The organism is Streptomyces sp. WMMC500 (genome assembly GCF_027497195.1).
In the GTDB taxonomy this organism is placed as follows: domain Bacteria; phylum Actinomycetota; class Actinomycetes; order Streptomycetales; family Streptomycetaceae; genus Streptomyces.
This window is the reverse complement of record NZ_CP114905.1, coordinates 7,601,797-7,622,105: the sequence shown is the minus strand read 5'-3', so window position 1 is coordinate 7,622,105 and position 20,309 is coordinate 7,601,797. Positions and strand designations below refer to the sequence as shown.

13 protein-coding genes are annotated in these 20,309 nt (G+C 74.7%); 8 read left to right on the top strand and 5 right to left on the bottom strand.

The genetic code is table 11. The features are described 5' to 3' along the window. Positions 1–54: 54 nt before the first annotated feature. Positions 55–1,806, bottom strand: a complete 1,752-nt coding sequence (locus O7599_RS32855) for a pyruvate dehydrogenase (RefSeq protein WP_281619240.1) — start codon at positions 1,804–1,806, stop codon at positions 55–57. A gap of 157 nt (positions 1,807–1,963) precedes the next feature. Between O7599_RS32855 and O7599_RS32850 the strand changes: the two genes are divergently transcribed. After that, a complete protein-coding gene (locus O7599_RS32850; RefSeq protein WP_281619239.1) occupies positions 1,964–3,154 on the top strand; it encodes a thiolase family protein in 1,191 nt (396 codons plus the stop codon). A gap of 25 nt (positions 3,155–3,179) precedes the next feature. Here the strand turns inward: O7599_RS32850 and O7599_RS32845 are convergent, their stop codons facing one another. After that, positions 3,180–3,599, bottom strand: coding sequence for a hypothetical protein (locus O7599_RS32845; protein ID WP_281619238.1), 420 nt, complete (start codon positions 3,597–3,599; stop codon positions 3,180–3,182). 101 nt (positions 3,600–3,700) lie between these two features. Between O7599_RS32845 and O7599_RS32840 the strand changes: the two genes are divergently transcribed. From O7599_RS32840 to O7599_RS32810, 7 genes are all read left to right on the top strand, one after another. Beyond that, positions 3,701–4,624, top strand: coding sequence for an LLM class F420-dependent oxidoreductase (locus O7599_RS32840; RefSeq protein WP_281619237.1), 924 nt, complete (start codon positions 3,701–3,703; stop codon positions 4,622–4,624). A gap of 70 nt (positions 4,625–4,694) precedes the next feature. Then, complete coding sequence (locus O7599_RS32835; protein WP_281619236.1) at positions 4,695–5,105, top strand: hypothetical protein; 411 nt, start codon at positions 4,695–4,697, stop codon at positions 5,103–5,105. Positions 5,106–5,379: 274 nt separating this feature from the next. Next, complete coding sequence (locus O7599_RS32830) at positions 5,380–7,011, top strand: ABC transporter substrate-binding protein (protein ID WP_281619235.1); 1,632 nt, start codon at positions 5,380–5,382, stop codon at positions 7,009–7,011. 41 nt (positions 7,012–7,052) lie between these two features. Next, a complete protein-coding gene (locus O7599_RS32825; RefSeq protein WP_281619234.1) occupies positions 7,053–8,012 on the top strand; it encodes an ABC transporter permease in 960 nt (319 codons plus the stop codon). Beyond that, complete coding sequence (locus O7599_RS32820; RefSeq protein ID WP_281619233.1) at positions 8,012–10,054, top strand: dipeptide/oligopeptide/nickel ABC transporter permease/ATP-binding protein; 2,043 nt, start codon at positions 8,012–8,014, stop codon at positions 10,052–10,054. Before O7599_RS32825 ends, O7599_RS32820 begins: the two co-directional genes overlap by 1 nt. Further along, a complete protein-coding gene (locus O7599_RS32815) occupies positions 10,051–11,190 on the top strand; it encodes an ABC transporter ATP-binding protein (protein ID WP_281619232.1) in 1,140 nt (379 codons plus the stop codon). The genes O7599_RS32820 and O7599_RS32815 overlap by 4 nt, the downstream gene beginning before the upstream one ends. Further along, positions 11,187–12,116, top strand: a complete 930-nt coding sequence (locus O7599_RS32810) for a dihydrodipicolinate synthase family protein (RefSeq protein ID WP_281619231.1) — start codon at positions 11,187–11,189, stop codon at positions 12,114–12,116. The genes O7599_RS32815 and O7599_RS32810 overlap by 4 nt, the downstream gene beginning before the upstream one ends. Before the next feature lie 85 nt (positions 12,117–12,201). On the opposite strand, the gene O7599_RS32805 is transcribed toward O7599_RS32810, so the two are convergent. From O7599_RS32805 to O7599_RS32795, 3 genes are all read right to left on the bottom strand, one after another. Beyond that, positions 12,202–14,436 (bottom strand): MMPL family transporter, encoded by a 2,235-nt coding sequence (locus tag O7599_RS32805; protein WP_281619230.1) that lies wholly within the window; start codon positions 14,434–14,436, stop codon positions 12,202–12,204. A 107-nt stretch (positions 14,437–14,543) separates the two neighbouring features. Next, positions 14,544–18,758, bottom strand: a complete 4,215-nt coding sequence (locus tag O7599_RS32800; protein WP_281619229.1) for a BTAD domain-containing putative transcriptional regulator — start codon at positions 18,756–18,758, stop codon at positions 14,544–14,546. A 140-nt stretch (positions 18,759–18,898) separates the two neighbouring features. Beyond that, complete coding sequence (locus O7599_RS32795) at positions 18,899–20,119, bottom strand: sialidase family protein (protein WP_281619228.1); 1,221 nt, start codon at positions 20,117–20,119, stop codon at positions 18,899–18,901. Positions 20,120–20,309 lie beyond the last annotated feature (190 nt).

Below are 20,309 nucleotides of genomic sequence, written 5' to 3'. Positions count from 1 at the left end.
CCGGGCGGGCGCGGCGCCGGCCCGGTCCGTACGGCACGAAGGCCCGCGCGGGCGTCAGGGCCGGGGGATGTTGCGGAGGTTGGAGCGGGCGAGGTCGAGCATCGTGCCGACGCCGCCGTCCAGCACCGTGCGCCCGGCGGCCAGCGCGAAGCCGCGCACCTGCTCCAGCGTGATCCGCGACGGGATCGACAGCGCGTTGGAGTCGGTGATCAGCTCGACCAGCGCGGGGCCCTTCGCCGCCAGCGCCTCGCGCAGCGCGCCCTCGATCTCGCCGGGCTTCTCCACCCGCCAGGCGGGAATGCCGACGCCGCGGGCGATGGCGGAGAAGTCGACCTTGCTGTGGTCGGTGCCGTACGCGGGCAGGCCGTCGACCAGCATCTCCAGCTTGACCATCCCCAGCGAGGAGTTGTTGAACACGACGGTCTTGACCGGCAGGTCCTGCTGCCTGACGGTGATCAGCTCGCCGAGCAGCATGCCGAGGCCGCCGTCGCCGGAGAGCGAGATGACCTGCCGGTCGCGGTCGGCGCAGGCGGCGCCGATCGCGTGCGGCAGGGCGTTGGCCATCGAGCCGTGGGTGAACGAGCCGATGACGCGGCGGCGGCCGTTGGGCGTGAGGTAGCGGGCGGCCCAGACGTTGTTCATGCCGGTGTCCACGGTGAACACCGCGTCGTCCGCGGCGAGTCGGTCCAGCACCCGGGCGGCGTACTCGGGGTGGATCGGCACGTGCTTCTCGACGTTCGAGGTGTACGCCTCGACGACCTTGGTCAGCGCCCGCTCGTGCTTGCGCAGCATGCCGTCGAGGAACCGGCGCTCGCTCTTCTCGCGCAGCAGCGGCTGGAGCGCGTCCAGGGTGGAGGCGACGTCGCCGTGCACGGCGACCTCCAGCGGGGTGCGGCGGCCGAGGCGGGTGGCGTCGACGTCGATCTGGACAATCGCCACAGATCCAGCCTGGGGCAGGAAGGCGTCGTACGGGAAGTCGGTGCCGAGCATGACGACGAGGTCGGCGTCCTGGAGCGCGTCGTAGCAGGCGCCGTAGCCGAGGAGGCCGATCATGCCGACGTCGTAGGGGTTGTCGTACTGGATCCACTCCTTGCCGCGCAGCGTGTGCCCGACGGGCGCCTTGACGGTCTCGGCGAGCCGCATCACCTGCGCGTGCGCGTGGCGTACGCCCGCGCCGGCGAACAGCGCGACGCGGTCGGCGGCGTTGACGGCGTCGGCCAGCTCGCGCACGGTCTGCGCGTCGGGGACGATCGACGCGGGGCGGACGCAGGGGACGGTGTGGCCGGTGGGGTTGGCGGCCTGCTTGTCGGCGATGTCGCCGGGCAGGACGAGCACCGCGACCTCGCCGGCGCCTACGGCGTGCTGCGCGGCGATCCGGGCGATGCGGGGCATCTGCTCGGGCTGGGAGATCATCGCGCAGTAGCCGGACGCCTGGTCGAAGAGCTTCTCGGGGTGGGTCTCCTGGAAGAAGCCGCTGCCGATCTGGGTGGCGGGGATGTGCGAGGCGATGGCGAGGACGGGGGCGCCGCTGCGCTGCGCGTCGAACAGGCCCTGGACGAGGTGGGTGTTGCCGGGCCCGCAGGAGCCGGCGCAGGCGGCGAGCTGCCCGGTGACCTGCGCCTCGGCGGCGGCGGCGAAGGCGCCGGCCTCCTCGTTCTGCACGTGCACCCACTCGATGGCGCCGTCGCTGCGGCGGATGGCGTCGACGAGCGGGTTGAGGCTGTCGCCGACGACGCCGTAGATGCGCTTCACCCCGTACTGGAGCAGGACGTCCACGAGCTGGTCGGCAACCTTGGCACTGCTCATCGCGCTCTCCTCGCGTCGGCTTCGGGACGTCCGGGACGCCGTGTTCGATCGTAAGCGATCACTGTCGGAGCGGGCGGATCGTGCGTGCTGGCCGCGGGCTCGGCGCGCGGGCTATAGTCCGAAACTAGCGCCGCTAGTTTCGATGGGGAGGCCCGCCGTGCGCACCGTCCACTTCGCCGCCGCCCGCCGCACGCCGATCGGGAAGCTGCGCGGCTCGCTGTCCGCCGTACGGCCCGACGACCTCGCCGCGGGGGTGATCCGCGGGCTGCTCGACGGCGTCCCCGCGCTCGACCCGGCCCGTATCGACGACGTCTACTGGGGCGCCGCCAACCAGGCCGGCGAGGACAACCGCAACGTCGCCCGCATGGCCGTCCTGCTCGCCGGCCTGCCCGAGTCCGTCCCCGGCGCCACCCTCAACCGGCTCTGCGCCTCCGGCCTGGAGGCCGTCACGACCGCCGCCCGGGCCATCGCGGCCGGCGAGGCGGACGTGGTGCTGGCCGGCGGGTCGGAGTCGATGAGCCGCGCGCCGTTCGTCCTGCCGCGGCCGGACGAGGCGCTGCCGCGGGCGCTGGCGACGGCCGACACCCGGCTCGGCTGGCGGCTGGTCAACCCGCGGATGCGGGACCTGCACGGGCTGCTCGCGATGGGCGAGACCGCCGAGGAGGTCGCCGGGCGCCACGGGGTGGGGCGGGCGCGGCAGGACGAGTTCGCGCTGCGCAGCCACCGCCGGGCCGCGGCGGCGCGCGCGGCGGGGCACTTCGACGCGGAGTTGCTGCCGGTGGAACGGCCGGACGGCGGTGCGGCGGTGACGGCGGACGAGTGCATCCGCGAGGACACCTCGGCGGGGCAACTGGCGAAGCTGAAGCCGGTGTTCCGGGCGGGCGGCAGCGTGACCGCGGGCAACTCCTCGCCCATGAACGACGGGGCGGCGGCGCTGCTGCTGGTCAGCGAGGAGGCGCTGAAGACCCTCGGCCTCGACTCCCTGGGCCGGTACGCGGCCGGCGCCTCCGCCGGCGTCCACCCCGACGTCATGGGCCTCGGCCCGGTGCCGGCGACCCGCAGGGCCCTGGACCGGCTGGGCTGGTCGGTGGCGGACGTGGAGACGACCGAGCTGAACGAGGCGTTCGCGGCGCAGTCCCTGGCCTGCGTGGACGAGCTGGGGCTCGACGAGGAGACCGTCAACCCGGACGGCGGCGCCATCGCCCTCGGCCACCCGCTGGGCTGCTCGGGCGCGCGGATCCTGACGACGCTGCTGCACCGGATGGCGCGCACGGGCGCGCGGCGGGGGCTGGCGACGATGTGCGTCGGGGTGGGGCAGGGCTCGGCGGTCCTGGTGGAACGGGCCTGAGGGAACGGGGCGACGCGCGGGAGCGCTACTCCCCCACGCCCTTCGCCGCCCAGGTCTCCCACTCGGACGGCGGGTTGCCGAGCACGTCGGCGCGGCGCCGTACGGCCGCCTCCTCGTCGGTGTGCATCGCCTGCGCCAGCCGGTCGGTGCCCTCCCCCGACACGGCGAGCGCGCGGATCACGGCGTCCCGCGTGCCCTCGATCCGGGGCGCGATGCGCTCCAGGTCGCGCAGGGCGGCGTACCAGTCGCCGGGAATCGGCGGCGGGCCGCCGGCGTCGCGGGAGTTGACGCCCGTGCGGAGCATGCCGAGGGCCCACAGGCAACTGTCGACGATCTCCGCCAGCAGCCGGGCCTCCCGGGTCAGTGCCCCGGTCTCCTCGGGAGTCAGCCGGACCGTGAACTCCAGTCCGCCGTCCCCCTCCGGCGCGCGGTAGACGACCGTCATCCTGACCCCCTAGCGGCAAGCCGGGCAGTGCGGTGAGAGCACTCTATGCACCGCCGCCGTGCCCCGGGAAGCCGCCGGCACGGCTGAAGCACAATGGCCCCATGGATCTTCGCATCTTCACAGAACCCCAGCAGGGCGCCTCGTACGACACCCTCCTGGCGGTGGCCCGCGCCACCGAGGACCTCGGCTTCGACGCCTTCTTCCGCTCCGACCACTATCTGAAGATGGGCGACGTGAGCGGCCTGCCGGGACCCACCGACGCCTGGGTGACGCTGGCGGGTCTCGCCCGCGAGACGAGCCGGATCCGGCTCGGCACGCTGATGAGCGCCGCCACGTTCCGGCTGCCGGGGCCGCTGGCCATCCAGGTGGCGCAGGTGGACCAGATGTCGGCCGGTCGGGTCGAGATGGGCATCGGCGCGGGGTGGTTCGAGGACGAGCACACGGCGTACGGGATCCCGTTCCCGAAGGACAAGTTCTCCCGGCTGGAGGAGCAGCTCGCGATCGTGACGGGGCTGTGGCGCACACCGGGGGACGAGACCTTCTCCTACTCCGGGACGCACTACGAGCTGCGGGACTCCCCCGCCCTGCCGAAGCCGGTGCAGTCGCCGCTGCCGGTGCTGATCGGCGGGATGGGCGCGAAGCGCACCCCGGCGCTGGCCGCCCGCTACGCGGCGGAGTTCAACGTGCCGTTCAGCTCGCTGGAGGACACCGAGCGGCAGTTCGCGCGGGTCCGTGAGGCGGCCGAGACGGCGGGCCGCACGCCGTCCGACCTGGTGTACTCCAACGCGCTCGTCGCCTGCGTCGGCCGGGACGACGCGGAGGTCGCCCGCCGCGCGGCGGCCATCGGCCGGCAGGTGCCGGAGCTGAGGGAGAACGGCCTGGCCGGCACGCCGGCGGAGGTGGTCGAGAAGATCGGCCGCTACGGCGCGGCCGGCTCGCAGCGCTTCTACCTCCAGATCCTCGACCTGTCGGACCTGGACCACCTGGAGCTGATCGCGGCCGAGGTGCTGCGGCAGGTGGCGTAGCACCTCGGCCGACGGCGCCGGCCCGTAAAACCCCTGGCGGGCGGGGCTCGCGCCCGGCGAGGATGGCCCGGTGGAGCGCGGCGGGTTGCCGGTCGAGGAGCACACCGTCCTGGCGGTGGTGGCGGGCGGCGCCGGGGACGTCGCCCCGACCGAGTGGTTCCGGCGGCTGGAGAAGCCGCCCGCGCACCGGGAGGGGCCGCTGCCCCCCGCCCACCACTGCCGCGGCTTCGCGCGTGGGGAGGGGCGGCTCTTCGGCTCCTCGGGTGAGCCGAAGCCGCCGCTCTCCACCTTTCGGGTGCTCCTCACCGGAATTCACCTCATGCGCGCAGCGGAGGTGGTCGCGCACCCGCCCGCGATGACCGGGCCGGTGCCGGCGCCGGCGTACCCGGGGACCTGGTCGCCGCCAACGCCGCTGCGGAGCACGGGCTGTTGGGCGCGGTGGCCGGCGCGCCGGCCACCGCGCGGCTGGAGACGGACGTGACGGCGCTCCACGGCGTACCGGACGACGCGCAGGATCGCACCTCGCCGCCGGATACGCCCGAAGGGCGCGCGGAGCCGGGCGAGATCGTCGTGGCTGCCCGGCTCGGGCCGGGTTGACACCGGATAACGCTTGCCGCCGACCTCTTGACCCGCCTCCGGGCTGACTTCTATGTTCACCGCCAAGAGGTAGAACGTAGGACCTCCCACGACCCCGCCTATCCCCGGGACAGGGACGGGCGCGGCGCCATCCCCTTGATTTCCCTCCTGGAGGCACCGTGAGCGACGTATCACCAGAGCCGGGCGTCGAGCGCCGGCGAGTGCTGCAGTACGGCGGGGCGCTGGGCGCCTTCGGCGTCATGGCGCCGGCGCTGGCCGCCTGCTCCGGAGGGCCGGACTCGACCTCCGACACCGGCGGGGGCGGCGGTGCCGACTCCGTCACCGCCGTCATCGGGTACGGCAACGACCAGAGCTGGGACCCCACGCTGACCGCGTCCGCGTTCTCCGTGGCCAGCAACCACCACATCTTCGAGGGGCTGCTCGACACCGACCCGATCACCCGCGAGCCCTACCCGGCGCTGGCGACCGAGCTGCCCGCCGACCCCGGGGCCGCCACCTGGTCGTTCACCCTGCGCGACGGGGCGACGTGGCACGACGGCAAGCCGGTCACCGCCGACGACGTGGTGTTCACGTTCGACCGGATACTCGACCCCGAGACGCAGACCCTGGCCCGGGGCTTCTTCGCCGCCTGGCTGAAGGAGGTCAAGAAGACCGGGGAGAACTCCGTCGACCTGGTGCTCGCCTTCCCGTTCCCGGACGGGCTGTCCCGGCTCACCCTGGCGAAGATCCTGCCCAAGCACATCCTGAGCAAGTCGGGCGCCTGGCGCGACCTCGACACCGGCGTGCCCGAGGTGGTCGTCGGCTCCGGCCCGTACAAGATGACGGCCAACCAGCCGCTGTCGAACACCTCCTTCGAGGCGTACGCGGACTACAACGGCCCCCGCAAGGCGAACTTCAAGTCGATGAACTGGCTGTCCATCGTGGACGCCGCCCCGCGGGTCGCGAAGATCTCCGGAGGCAGCGCCGGCGCGCAGATCTCCGACAACATCCCGTACGCCAACGTCAAGCAGTTGGAGCAGGACGGCCTCACCGTCGAGGGCGGGGCCGGCATGAACCACATGTTCCTGCTCTTCAACACCGAGAAGGCGCCCTTCGACGACGTGCGCGTGCGCCAGGCGCTGCACTACGCCATCGACACCGACAAGATGATCGAGGCGGGCCTGAGGGGTTACGGCAAGGCCTCCACCTCCTTCCTCGACGAGGGCAACCCCACGTACCGCGAGGCCAAGACCGTCTACGGCTACGACCCGGACAAGGCCAAGGCGCTGCTGAAGGACGCCGGGGTCAGCGGGCTGAAGGTCACGCTCATGGCGTCGACCGTGAGCTGGATCGCGGACTGCATCCCGACGATAAAGGAGTCGTGGGACGCCATCGGCGTCGAGACCACCCTCGAACCGCAGGAGACCTCCGCGCTCTTCACCAAGCTGGACCAGAAGGCGGACTACCAGGTCGCCGCCTCCGCGTCGAACCCCAACCAGCTCGGCATCGACCCCGACCTGATCCTCCGTTACAACTACACGGCGGACAACGTGTGGATGCAGTACTCCCGCTGGTCCGCGGCGCCGGAGGCCAAGGAGCTGTTCCGGCTCATGGACGCGGCCACGCGCGAGCCCGACCAGGAGAAGAAGAAGCTGATGACGCAGGAGTACCTCGACGTCGTCGCGGAGAACGCGGTCATCTACCCCGTGGTCCACAACGAGCTGATCACCGCCTGGGACCCCGACGCGATCACCGGGATCCAGCCGCAGGCGTACCCCGGCATCAACCTGCTCAAGGCCAAGCCCGCGTAGGGCGGCCCGACCCGGTCTGTCAAGGCTAGGAGCTCACGTACGTGGCCCAGATCGCCAGGATGCTGCTACGCCGCATCGCCCTGCTCGTCCCGCTGATGCTCGGCATCGTGCTGTTCGTCTTCCTCGTCATGCGCTTCTCGGACATCGACCCGGCGGTGGCGCACTTCCAGGGTGCCAACCCCACCGAGCAGCAGCTCGAGGACTACCGCGAGGAACACGGGCTGAACGACCCCCTGCCCGTCCGCTACGCCGCGTTCGTCGGCGAGCTGATCACGGGCGACATGGGTCTCAGCGTGCTCAACGGCCGGCCGGTCATCGACCAGGTGACCACCGCGCTGCCCCTGACCATGCAGCTCACCTTCATGGGGCTCGCCCTCGCGATAGTGCTGTCGGTGCTCTTCGGGGTCTCGGCCGCGATCTACCGCGACCGGATCCCGGACCAGGTGATCCGCGTCGTCTCGCTGGTCGGCGTCGCCGCGCCCGCCTTCTGGGTGGCGCTGCTGCTGATCCAGTACCTGGCGGTGGACTGGGGGTGGTTCCCCTCCGGGGGGTACGTCAATCCGGGCGACTCCTTCACGGGCTGGCTCAAGACGATGACGCTGCCGGCCATCGCGCTGTCGCTGCACGTCGCCGCGCAGCTCACCCGCATCGTCCGCACCGCGGTCGTGGAGGAGCTGGACAAGGACTACGTGCGCACGGCGATCGGCAGCGGGCTGCCGCCGGTCGTCGTGGTCGGCCGCAACGTGCTGCGCAACGCGCTGATCAACCCGCTGACCGTGCTCGGACTGCGGGTGGGCTATCTGCTCGGCGGCGCCGTCGTGATCGAGACGATCTTCTCGCTGCCCGGCATGGGCACGTTGATGATCAACGCGGTGAAGAACGGCGACCCCGCGGTCGTGCAGGGCGTGGTGCTGACCGTGGCCGTCGCGTTCGTCGTCGTCAACCTCGTCATCGACATCCTGTACCTGCTGGTCAACCCCCGACTGAGGAGTGCCGCCTGATGCTCGCCACCCTCGGGGGACGCCAGAAGCTCGCGGAGCGGCTGTCCCGGCCCGGCCTGCGGCTCCGCGGGCTGAAGCGGCTGCCCTGGATGTCCCGGATCTCGCTCGGGCTGCTCGCCGTGGTCGTGGCCGTGGCGGTGTTCGCGCCGCTGCTCGCCCCGCACGACCCGCTCGACCAGCAGGCCCAGGTCGACGGCACCGGACATCCGTCCGGCGACCACTGGATGGGGCAGGACAGCCTCGGCCGCGACATCCTCAGCCGGCTGATGTACGGGGCCCGCTGGTCGCTGGTCATCGGGCTGGGCGCCACCCTGCTCGGCCTGGTCGCCGGGGCCGTCCTGGGCGCCGTCGCCGCCACCTCCCGCAAGGCGGTCGACGAGTTCGTGATGCGCTGCCTGGACGTCGTGATGGCGTTCCCGGGGATCGCGCTGGCCGCGGTGCTCGTCGCCGTGTTCGGCGGCAGCATCCCGGTGCTGGTGTGCGCCATCGCGTTCCTCTACACGCCGCCGATCGCGCGGGTGGTACGGGCCAACGTGCTCGACCAGTACGGCGAGGACTACGTGACGGCGGAACGGGTCATCGGGGCCCGTACGCCGCACATCATCGTCAAGCACGTCGCCATCAACTGCGCGGCGCCGATCCTGGTGTTCTGCACCGTGCAGGTCGCCGAGGCGATCGTCTTCGAGGCGTCGCTGTCCTTCATCGGCGCGGGCGTCCGCCCGCCGGACCCGTCCTGGGGCAGCGTCATCGCGGACGGCAAGAACATGGTGCTGCTCGGCGGCTGGTGGGCCACGGTCTTCCCGGGCCTGCTGATGCTGCTGACCGTGCTGGCGCTGAACATCCTCTCCGAGGGCATCTCGGACGCCTGGGCGGCGCCCGCCTCCCGGCGGTCCGAGAGCGTGCCGGTCAAGGAAGCGGAGGCCGAGGACCGGATCGAGGCCGCCAAGCCCGGCACCGGCAAGGTGGTGGAGCTGCCCGGCCTCGCCGAGGCCGCCCGGCGGCTGCGCGAACGGGCCCGGCCGCTGCCCGGCGGGGAGCCGGTGCTGGCGGTGCGGGACCTGGCGATCGGCTTCGACAAGCGGCACTCGGGCGTGGACATCGTCGACGGCATCAGCTTCGACGTCAGGCCCGGTGAAGTCCTCGGCCTCGTCGGCGAGTCGGGCTGCGGCAAGTCGCTGACGGCGCTGACGGTGATGGGCCTGGAGCCGGCCGGCGCGCGGATCCGCGGCAGCGTCGTCTTCGACGGCCGGGAGCTGATCGGCACGCCGATGCGGGTACGCCGCAAGCTGCTCGGCCACGAGATGGCGATGATCTACCAGGACGCGCTCAGCTCGCTGAACCCGGCGATGACGATCCGCGCCCAGCTCAAGCAGGTGATCCGGCGCGGCGGCACGCGCACCGCGACCGAGCTGCTGGAGCTGGTGGGCCTGGACCCGGAGCGTACGCTGCGCAGCTATCCGCACGAGCTGTCCGGCGGGCAGCGGCAGCGGGTGCTCATCGCCATGGCGCTCTCGCGCAACCCGAAGCTCATCGTCGCCGACGAGCCGACCACCGCGCTCGACGTGACGGTCCAGGCGCAGGTCATCGAGCTGCTGCTGCGGCTGCGCGCGGAGCTGGGCTTCGCGCTCGTCCTGGTCAGCCACGACCTGGCGCTGATCTCCGACGTCACCGACCGGGTGGTCGTCATGTACGGCGGGCAGATCGTCGAGACCGGCGTCACCGCCGACCTGGTCGAGGCGCCGACCCACCACTACACCCGGGGCCTGCTGGGCTCGGTGCTGTCGCTGGAGTCGGCTCAGGAGCGGCTGACGCAGATCCGCGGCGTGGTGCCGTCGCCCGCCGACTTCCCGGCGGGCTGCCGGTTCGCCGACCGCTGTCCGATGGCGAGCGACGTCTGCCAGGAGACCGCGCCCGAACTGGTCGGCGAGGAACGCAAGCACGAGGTGGCGTGCCACCACCCGGCGGCCGGGCCGGGAGCCGAGCCGGCGGCCAGGCCGGCGGCGACCGCCGCGGGCGAGGCGGAGAAGGAGGCGCTGCGATGAGCGCGAAGGACAGCGGCGGCCCCGGGCCGATCGGCGACCTGGCCAGCGAGCCCCTGGTCGAGGGCGACGCACTGCTCGAAGGCGGCGGTGTGGCGCCGCCCCTGATCACCGTGCGGGACGCGCACGTGGTGCACCGGGCGCGCACCGGCGGGCTGTTCGCCCGCGACCGCGTCTACGCGCTGACCGGCGCGGACCTGACGATCGCGGCCGGCGAGACGGTCGGCGTGGTCGGCGAGTCCGGCTGTGGCAAGTCGACGCTGGCGAAGGTGCTGGTCGGCGTGCAGGCGCCGACGGCCGGCACGGTGGAGTTCCGGGGCCGCGACATCTGGGAGATGGGCGGGAGCGAGCGGCGTACGGCCATCGGCACCGGCACGGGCATGATCTTCCAGGACCCGTCGACCGCGCTCAACCGGCGGCTGCCGGTCCGGCAGATCCTCCGCGACCCGCTCGACGTGCACCGCCGCGGCACGTCCGCGCAGCGCACCGAGCGGGTGCGGGAGCTGATGGCCCTCGTCGGGCTGCCGCCGGTGCTCGCCGACGCGCTGCCGGGCCAGTTGTCCGGCGGGCAGCGGCAGCGGGTGGCCATCGCCCGTGCCCTGGCGCTGGAGCCGGACCTGGTCGTGGCCGACGAGCCGACGTCCGCGCTCGACGTCTCCGTACGGGCCCAGATCCTCAACCTGCTGCTGGATCTGAAGGAGCGGCTGAACCTGGCGCTGGTGTTCGTCTCGCACGACATCCAGACGGTGCGGCGGATGAGCGACCGCGTCATCACCATGTACCTGGGCAGGATCGTGGAGGAGGCGCCGGCGGTGGCGCTGGGCTCGGGCAGCGACGCCCCGGAGGAGCACAGCACGGACACCGCCCGGCACCCGTACACCCGGGCGCTGTTCTCGGCGACGCCGGGGCTCCTCGACCCCATCGACCCGATCCCGCTCGCCGGTCCCGTGCCGTCGGCGACCCGGCCGCCGAGCGGCTGCCCGTTCCGTACCCGGTGCTGGAAGGCCACGGAGGAGTGCGCCGCGGCCATGCCGGAGGTCACGCAGGCGGCGCAGGCCCACCGGTTCCGCTGCCATCATCCGGTGGCCGCTGCGGAGAGCACCCGTGATCTCGTGATCCAAGCGAAGGAGAGCGCATGACCCGTCCCACCCACCTGACCGGCGTCGTACCGCCCGTCTGCACCCCCCTGACGCCGGACGCCGAGGTGGACACCGCCTCGCTGATCAGGCTGGTGGACTTCCTCGTCGCGGGAGGCGTCGACGCACTCTTCGTGCTCGGCTCGTCGTCGGAGGCGGCCTACCTCAGGGACGAGCAGCGCAGAGCCGTGGTGGACACGGTGGTACGGCACGTCGGCGGCCAACTGCCCGTGCTCGCCGGCGCGATCGACATGACGACGCCGCGCGTGCTCGACCACGCCCGCGGCGCGCTCGACGCCGGCGCGGACGCGCTCGTCGTCACCGCGCCGTTCTACACCCGCACCCATCCGGCGGAGATCGACCGGCACTACCGCGAGGTCGCCGGCCGCACCGGCGCGCCCGTCTACGCCTACGACCTGCCGACGTCGGTGCACACCAAGCTCGGCTCCGACCTGGTGCTGCAACTCGCCGCGGACGGGGTGCTGGCCGGGCTGAAGGACTCCAGCGGCGACGAGACGGGCCTGCGCCGCGTCATCGTCGGCGTACGGGAGAAGGTGTCGGGCTTCTCCGCGCTGACGGGGTCCGAGACGATGGTCGACAGCGCGCTGGCGATGGGCGCCCACGGCGTCGTCCCCGGCCTCGGCAATGTCGACCCGCACGGCTACGTGCGGCTGTACCGCAGCGCGCGGGAGGGCGACTGGGAGACGGCCCGTACCGAACAGGAGCGGCTGCTTGCGCTCTTCGGGATGGTCAGGAGCGGCGACCCGGCGCGGATGGGCATGAGTTCCTCGGCCCTCGGCGCGTTCAAGGCCGCCCTGCATCTGCGCGGGGTCATCGACTGCCCGGCGACGATGCTGCCGCAGATCCCGCTGGACGCCGAGGAGGTGCAGCGGGTGGAGAAGCACCTCGCCGCGGCGGGGCTGCGCTGACGGAACTTCCGCGCAGTACGGCGGCGGGAGGGGCGCGGACCCCCGGCACCGGGGGCGCCCGCCCCTCCGACCCCTCCCCGCCGCTCTACCCCCCGCCGCCGACGGGCACCCGCGCCTGGCCGCCGTTCTCCGCGGTGACAGCCGGGTCGCCGGGCGCCGCCGCCGGGTCGTCCGGCGCCTTCGGCCGCGCGGCGGCGGGCGGTTCGAGATGCAGCTCCGGCAGCAGCCGGTCGGCCCAGCGGGGCAGCCACCAGTTGGCCCGCCCGAGGAGCGTCATGGTGGCCGGCACCAGCACCATGCGGACGATCGTCGCGTCCGCCAGCACCGCCACCGCCATGCCGACGCCGACCATCTTCACCGTCACGTCGGGGTCGATCGCGAAGCCGGTGAACACCGCGATCATGATGGCCGCCGCGCTGGTGATGACGCGCCCGGTCGCCGCGAGGCCGCGTACGACGCTGCCGTGCGGGTCTCCGGTGGCCAGCCAGTCCTCCCGGATGCGGGAGAGCAGGAAGACCTCGTAGTCCATGGACAGGCCGAACAGGATGGTGAACATCAGGATCGGCACCCAACTCGACACCGGTACGCCGTGCGGCAGACCCAGCAGGCGCGCGCCCGCGTCGGTCTGGAACGCCACGGTCATCACGCCGTACGCCGCGCCGACCGACAGCAGGTTCATCACCGCCGCCTTCAGCGCCACCACCGGGGCCCGGAAGATCACGGTGAGCAGCACCAGCGACAGTCCGACGACGAACGGGACGACCACCCACAGCCGGGTGGCGAGCCGGTCGGAGATGTCCGCGAAGACGGCGACGACCCCGGTGGCCTCGGCCCCCTCGGGCAGCACGTCGGCGCGCAGCCGGTCCAGCAGGTCGTGCGTGCGCTCGTCCTGCGGTCCGGTGACCGGGGTGACGGCGACGACGGCGGCGTCGCCGGCCTCGTTGAGGCGGGGCGGCGCCACGGCGGCCACGCCGTCGGTGGCGGCCAGGTCGTCGCGGAGCGCGGGCAGGGAGTCCGCGGGCACCTCGGTGAGGTCCACGGCGATCTGCAGCGGGCCGTTGGCGCCCTCGCCGTACTCGGCTGCCACCAGGTCGTACGCGCGCCGCGTGGTGTTGGACTCCGGCTGGCTGCCGGCGTCCTGCGGCCAGGTGCGCATGCCGAGGATGGGTGCCGCGAGGGCGAGGAGCACGACGAGGGCGCCGAGGCCGGAGACCACGGGCCGCTTGGTGACGGCGCGGGCCCAGCGCTCGGTGAGGGTGGCGCGGGGCGTCTCGGGACCCGTAGACCGGGCCGCTTCCGCGGTCTGCTCGGGGCGTACGAGGCCGAGGCGTTCGGCCCGCGGCAGCACGCGCCGTCCCGCCAGCCCGCACAGCGCCGGCACCAGCGTCAGCGCGGCGGCCATCACGGCGATGACGGTGCAGAAGGTCGCGTACCCGAAGGACGCGAACACCCCGATCGTGCTGAGCCGGAGCCCGAAGAGGGACAGCAGGACGGTGGCGCCCGCGATGACCACCGAGACGCCGGCGGTGGCCGTCGCCTCCGCCGCCGCGGCGCGCGGCGCGAGGCCGGCGCGCAGCCCCTCCGCCTGCCGGCCGACGAGCAGCAGCGCGTAGTCGATGCCGACGCCGAGGGCGACCATGGAGGCGACGGTGGGCGCGATGTTGCCGATGTCGGTGGCGGCGGAGAGCAGCGTGATGCCCGCGAAGCCGGCGCCGAGGCCGCCGATGGCGACGACCAGGGGCAGCCCGGCGGCGGTGAACGAGCGCAGCGCGAACAGCAGGATGATCAGGGCGGCGCCGACGCCGATCATCTCGGCGGTGACGGCGGGCTTGGTGACGTTCTCCGGCACCTGGCCGCCCAGTTCGACGTCCAGGCCCGCGTCCTCGGCGGGCGCGGCGGCCTCGCGCAGCGCGTCGGTGCCCTCCGAGCCCTTGATGTCGGTGATCTCGATGCGGTACGCGACGGTGAACAGCGCGGTGTCGCCGTCGCGGGAGAGCACCGGCTCGTCCACCACGGACGCGCCCTCCACGCGCGCGAGCCGCTCGCGCACCTCGGCGAGGACGTCGGCCGGCAGGGTGTCGCCGGAGTCGCCGTGGACGACGACGCGGGCGCTGGTGCCGGACATCTCGGGGAAGGCGTCGGCGAGGAAGTCGGTGCCCGCCTGGGCGGCGGTGCCGTCCGCGCGGTAGTCGTCGTGCAGGGTGCCGCCGAACGCCCCGGCGAGGGCGACGAGTGCGGCGATGGCGGCGAGCCAGGCGGAGATCGTCCGCCAGGGGTGCGCCGCGCAGGCGCCGCCGAGGCGGCCGAGCAGTCGCGTCATGACCGTTCCTTGGGCAGATCCGTTCGATTCCGGTCACACGCTGCCGGAGGCTTCTTGCAGGCGACTTGGAGGCTTCTTGGAACGGGGCGGAGGGGTTCCGGCGCAGCTCAGCGGGGCTCAGCGGGGGCGGGCGCCGGCGCGGTGCGGCCGGGCAGCGCGGCCAGGGCGCGCTCGGCGTCCGCGCGCCAGTGCGGCGCCTGCCAGCGGCGCGCGACGACGGCGGCGTGCGCGTAGTGGTCCGCGGCCTCGTCCGTACGGTCCAGCAGCAGGGCGAGGTCGCCGAGCGTCTGCGCGACGGGCCGCATGGCCAGGCAGACGCTCGCCGCGCCCGCGACCACGTCGCGCAGCGGCAGCATCGCCGCCAGCAGGCCCGGGGCCTCGTCCCGCTCCTCCAGCGCGACCACGGCCAGGGCGCGGGCGGTCATGAAGAGCGAGTAGAAGAAGTCCTGCCTGATGGGCGGCCGTTCGGCGCGTACGGCACGGGCCTCGTCCGGGCGGCCGGCGTCGACCAGGGCCAGCGCGAGTGCGTCGCCGGCGACCGCCCCGTAGACGGGCACCGCCGCCTCGATCTCCGGCAGCGCCTCTGCGGGCCGGCCCTTCACCCAGCACAGCGCGAACCGCGCCAGCGTCCACAGGGCCCCCGCGTGCGGGGAGCCGTTGGCGCGCAGCCGGTCGACGGCCTCCGCGTAGCCGCGCTCGGCCTCAGCCACCCGGCCCGCGGCCATGTGCAGCGCGGCCGACTGGACGCGCCCGACGGCGGCGGGGTCGCTGAGCCGGTGGGTCTCGGCGATCTCCAGCCCGCGGTCGACGTGCCGGCGCAGCGCCGCGACGTCGCCGCGCACGGCAGCGTTCCCGGCGGCCAGGTACTCGGCGTGCCACGCGTAGACGGGCAGGTCGTGGCCGGCCGCGAGCCGCGCCAGCTCGGCGGCGAGCTGCTCGCGCGGCGCGGGGTCGAACTCCCAGTCCATGACCTTGCTCCGGGTGGCGAGCACCTGGGCGAGCAGCTCGGGCGCGTCGAGGCCGCGGGCCAGCTCGACGGCCTCGGCCGACGCCGCGCGCGCCGCGTGCGTCGGTCCTGCGGCGCTGTCGACGGCGGAGGCGAGGGCCTCCAGCAGCCGGCAGCGGGTGGCGTCGTCGAGCGTGCCGTCCGCGAGCAGCCGGCGCAGCGCGGCGGCGGCGCGGGTGTCCTCGTGCGCGTACGTCCTGCGCTCCCAGGCGCTGGGCTCGGTCCAGGCGGTCAGCGCCTCCACGAGCAGGTCGTCGCGGCCGTGCCGCTCGGCCACGTCCATGGCGCGGGCGCGGATGCCCTGCGCCTCGACGACGGCGCCGCCGCGGGCCCGGGCCTGCAACTGCAGCCCGAGCAGGGCGACGACGCGGGCGGGGGCGTCCTCGGCGGCGAACGCCGCCGGGTGGCGCTCGACGCAGGCGACGGCCTGGGCCAGCAGGTCGGCGGCGGTGTCGTGGGCGTAGCGGCGGCCGGCCAGACCGGCGGCGCGCACGGCGTAGTCGACGGCGGTGCGGGCGGTCGCGGTGGCGGGGGCCCGGAGGTGGTGGTGGGCGATGGCGGAGACGTCGTCGGGGCGCAGTTCGCGCAGCGCCCGGCCGAGGGCGGCGTGCAGCCGGGCGCGGCGCAGGCCGCTGGTGTCGGCGTAGAGGGTGTCGCGGACGAGGGCGTGGGCGAAGCGGATGCGGCCGGGGCCCGGCTCGGTGAGCAGCCCGGCGGCGACGCCGGCGTCGAGGCCGTCGAGGACGGCGTCTTCGGCGGCGGCGCGCTGGTCGGCGGACGGGTCGGGAGCGGGGGCCGGCTCCTGATCCGCGACCGGAACTGCGGCCGGAACTGCGGCCGGATCCGCGGCCCGGTGCGCGGCGGCGTCGGATCCGGTGGGGGCCTCGACGGCGCCTGAGACCCCGGTGCCGGCGGCCCGGACCAGCACCTCGACGTCCGCCTCGCGGCCCGCCGCGGCGGCGAGGCGCAGCACGGACAGCGCGGCGGGCGGAAGCCGGTCGAAGCGGCGCCGCAGCACGTCGCGTACGCCGTCGGGGACGGCGCGCAGCGCGTCGGCGGTGACGGTGCCCCCGGTGAGCATGCGGGCGGTTTCCAGCAGGAAGAACGGGTTGCCGCCGGTGCGTTCGGCGAGGGCGGCGGCGGTCGCGGCGTCGACGGGGGCCAGCGCGCGTACGAGCCGTACGGCGTCGGGCGGCGCGAGCCCGCCGAGGGGCAGCCGCACCGGGGCGCGGCGGGCGAGGACGGCCTGCGCGGCGGCGAGATCGCCCTCGTCCGGGCGGTGGGCGGCGACGATCAGGAGCCGGCCGGCGGGCGGGTCGTCGGCGAGCCCGGCGAGCAGCGCGAGGGTCTCGCGGTCGGCGCGGTGCAGGTCGTCGAGGAAGAGGGCGACGGGCCGCGCGCGGGTGGCGGCGGCGAACCAGGTGCGGCAGGCGCGGTGCAGCCGGAACCGGTCGCTGGCCCGGCCCGCCGCCGCCCGCGGACCGGGGTCGAGCAGCGGGGCGAGGTCGTCGGCGAGCCGGGGGTCGGGCGGCGCGTGCCGGGCGAGTTCGCCGGCGATCTCCTCCCAGGCCCAGGCCGGCGGCGCGCCCTCGGCCTCGGGGCACCGGCCGACGGCGGTGATCCACCCCGCACCTTCGAGGCGCCGCGCGCAGTGCGCAAGCAGCCGCGACTTCCCGGCCCCGGCCTCCCCCGCCACCAGCGCGAACCGCACCGCTCCCGCGACCGCCTCCGCGGCCGCCGCGTCGAGCGCCGCCACCTCGGCCGCGCGGCCCACGAAGGGGGCGGACGCCTCGGGCGGCGGGCCGGCGGGGTGCGGCACGGGCGCCTCGGGCGCCTCGGGCGGCGGGCCGGCGGGGTGCGCGGCGGCGGGTGCGAGGTCTCCGCGGGACGAGGAGGGTGCGGAGGAGGGACGGACGGGGGTGTGAGCGGCGGGGTCGAAGGGATTGCGCCCGCCGCTCGTCGCCGGGACGCCACCGGGGGTGAACGGGCCGACCGGAGGCGACACGGCGGCGCGGTACGGACCGAGTGCCCCGGGACCGGTCCGTACGGACAGTACGGGCCCGGGAGACGCCCTGTCGCCGGCCGGCACGGGGGCCGCTACCGAACCCGCCGGTCCGGCGACCGCGGCGTCGGCCGACTCCGCGGGCCCGGCGCCCGGCGGCGCGGAGGGCTCCGGGTCGGCGGTCGGGTCAGGGCCGGCGGTCCCGGCCGGCCCGGCCGGGACCGGCGTGGGCCGCTCCGTCGCGGCGGACGCCGCACCGCGCGGCGACGCACCCCGCGCGGGCGCGGAACCCGGCAGCTCGCCGCGCTCGGGAGCAGTGGCCGGGCCGCCGGGCGCGGCCCGCCCGGGCCGGCCGGCCGGAGTCGGCACCGCCGGGGCGGGGTCCGCGTCGGGGAACGCCGACACCGGGTCCGCCCCTGCCGTTTCGGAAACCCGCGAGCCACCACGGCCCGCCTCCGACCCGCTCGCCCCGGATACCCGCGGCACTCCACCGCCCGGGGCCGAACCCCCCACCCCCGAAGCCGGCCGCAGGCCGCCGCGCGCCTGGTCGCGCAACGCGTCCCAGCGGCGGTTCAGGATGGCGTCCTCCAGAGTCGTCAGCTCCGGCCCCGGCTCGATCCCCAGGTCCTCCCGCAGGCGCCGCCGCACCCGCCGCAGCGCCGCCAGCGCGTCGGCCTGGCGGCCGTCCGCCCACAGGGCCAGCGCCAGCAGCCGCCAGCCCTCCTCCCGCAGCGGCTCCTCGCGGGTCAGTGCCTCCGCCTCGGCCACCGACTCCGCGGGGCGGCCCAGGTGGAGGGTCGCCGCCGCGTGGGTTTCGCGGGCGGTCAGCCGCAGGCCGGTCAGGCGGGCGGATTCGGCCGCCGCCCAGGGCGCGTCGGCGAACTCCGCGTACGCCTCGCCGCGCCACAGCCGCAGCGCCGCCGCCGTCCGGCTGCGCGCCCGCTCCGGATCCGCCGCCAGGAGACTCCGCGCCCGGGTGAGCGCCCGCTCGAACCGCCAGGCGTCCACGGCTTCCTCGGGCAGGTGGAAGGCGTAGCCCGGCGGGGTGCTCACCAGCAGCCGGGCCGGGGCACGGCGGGAGCGGCCGGGTTCCAGGCCGCGCCGGAGGTGGGAGACGTACGCCTGGAGCGAGGCCCGCGCGCGCGGCGGCGGTGTGCCGTTCCACAGGTCGTCGATCATGCGGTCCGCGGAGAGCGTCGCCCCGCGCGCGGTCAGCAGCAGCGCGAGGACGGCACGCTGGCGCGGGCCGCCGAGTTCGGCGGGCACGCCGTCGACATCGGCGGCGAGCGGGCCGAGCACGCCTATCGCCACCACAGGGAGATTTTAGGTCGCGCCCGCCGCCGCCGGTGCGCCGGGGAAGTCCCGGCGCACCGGCAGCGGTCGAGCGGCACGCGACCGACCGGCCGTCAGGCACCGTCGGTCGCCGTCGGCGGGGACCCCCGCGCCGTCAGCCGTCAGCCGTCGAGCTTGCGCAGGTCCAGGCGGCGGAACTCAATGGTCTCGTACGACCCGGCCACCCCCGTCTCGTACAGGACCCCGACCGTCCGGCCGTTGACCTGCACCAGGTCCGAGTACGCCGCCGGCTGCTGCGACAGCGTCGTCACCTTCGTGAAGTTGCGCCCCGCGTCGTCGCTGCGCCAGACGGCCAGCTTCTCGCGCTTGGCCGGGTTCGAAGGCCCGGAGAACAGCAGCGGCGCGTGCCGCCCGGCGGTCTGCAGCACGCTCGCCTGGACGACCGGTACCTCGTTGAGGTCGGGCTGCACCCGGTACGGCCGGTCGAGGCTCGTGCCGCCGTCGCTGGAGTAGGAGTCGAGGCGGTTGCCGGTCGACGTGCCGCTCTGGTCCCGGGTGCTGAAGTACAGGCGCCCGTCGGGGAGTTCCGCGGCGATGTTCTCGTTGCCGTTGACCTCGCCCTCGTACGCGTCGTCGATGAAGCCCAGTTCCCAGGTGCGCCCGCCGTCGTCGCTGTAGACGGCGTGCGCCCCGTAGTACTTGGCCTCCTGCCCGGTGTCGGGCGAGCCGGCGGGCGGCGCGGTGGAGTGGTTGGACGGGATGACGAGCCGGCCGCGGTGCGGCCCGTGCTTGAGGGCGACGGCGTGCCCGGGACCGGTCGCGTACCAGCGCCACTGCGGCAGCTTGACGTCGGCGGTGATCTCCCGCGGCTCGTCGAAGGTGCGGCCGTCGTCGGTGGAGCGCTGGACGAAGACCCGCCGGCTCTGCTCGGCCGTGGCCTCGCCGCGCATGATCTGCGCCTCGGTGACCTCGCCGCTGTTGTACGAGGTGACGAGCACCAGGTCGCCGGTCTTCGGGTCGACGACGGGCGCGGGGTTGCCGCGGGTGTCGCCGCCGCCGGCGGCCACGACGGACATCGGGCCCCAGGTGCAGCCGCCGTCCTCGGAGCGGCGGACGACGACGTCGATGTTGCCGGTGTCCCCGGCGCCCCCGACGCGGCCCTCGGCGAAGGCGAGGAGGGAGCCGCCGCGGGTCATGACGGTGGCGGGGATGCGGTACGTGTCGTAGCCGCCCTCGCCGGATCTGTAGGGGACGGAGGACGTGCAGCGGGCCTCGCCGGAGGCCGTGGCCCCGGCGTCGGCCGCCGCCGCGCCGGGGCCTGCGGCCAGGGTGCCCAGGAGGGCGGTCGCGGAGAGGAACAGGAGGCTGGTCGAGGTGCGCATGCGGCGGCTCCCGAGGTCGTCGGACGTAGGAGGTGGGATGTCCGATCGCAAAACGTAGAGGGCGCCGCGGCGCGAGGCAAGACCCCGCGCGCCGGGAAAGGTCGCACCAAAGGGCTGGCCTCCAGGTGTTCGTATGCGATCGTGGGCGGGAATCGAGCTGGTCGGGCAGCGGATACGGGCCGGTGGAGGC

What these genes read in the sequence shown, in the direction of transcription:
- O7599_RS32855 (WP_281619240.1), bottom strand. Translation starts at nt 1,806, where the DNA reads ATGAGCAGTGCCAAGGTTGCCGACCAGCTCGTGGACGTCCTGCTCCAG.
- O7599_RS32845 (WP_281619238.1), bottom strand. Translation starts at nt 3,599, where the DNA reads ATGACGGTCGTCTACCGCGCGCCGGAGGGGGACGGCGGACTGGAGTTC.
- O7599_RS32840 (WP_281619237.1), top strand. Translation starts at nt 3,701, where the DNA reads ATGGATCTTCGCATCTTCACAGAACCCCAGCAGGGCGCCTCGTACGAC.
- O7599_RS32820 (WP_281619233.1), top strand. Translation starts at nt 8,012, where the DNA reads ATGCTCGCCACCCTCGGGGGACGCCAGAAGCTCGCGGAGCGGCTGTCC.
- O7599_RS32815 (WP_281619232.1), top strand. Translation starts at nt 10,051, where the DNA reads ATGAGCGCGAAGGACAGCGGCGGCCCCGGGCCGATCGGCGACCTGGCC.
- O7599_RS32810 (WP_281619231.1), top strand. Translation starts at nt 11,187, where the DNA reads ATGACCCGTCCCACCCACCTGACCGGCGTCGTACCGCCCGTCTGCACC.
- O7599_RS32805 (WP_281619230.1), bottom strand. Translation starts at nt 14,436, where the DNA reads ATGACGCGACTGCTCGGCCGCCTCGGCGGCGCCTGCGCGGCGCACCCC.
- O7599_RS32795 (WP_281619228.1), bottom strand. Translation starts at nt 20,119, where the DNA reads ATGCGCACCTCGACCAGCCTCCTGTTCCTCTCCGCGACCGCCCTCCTG.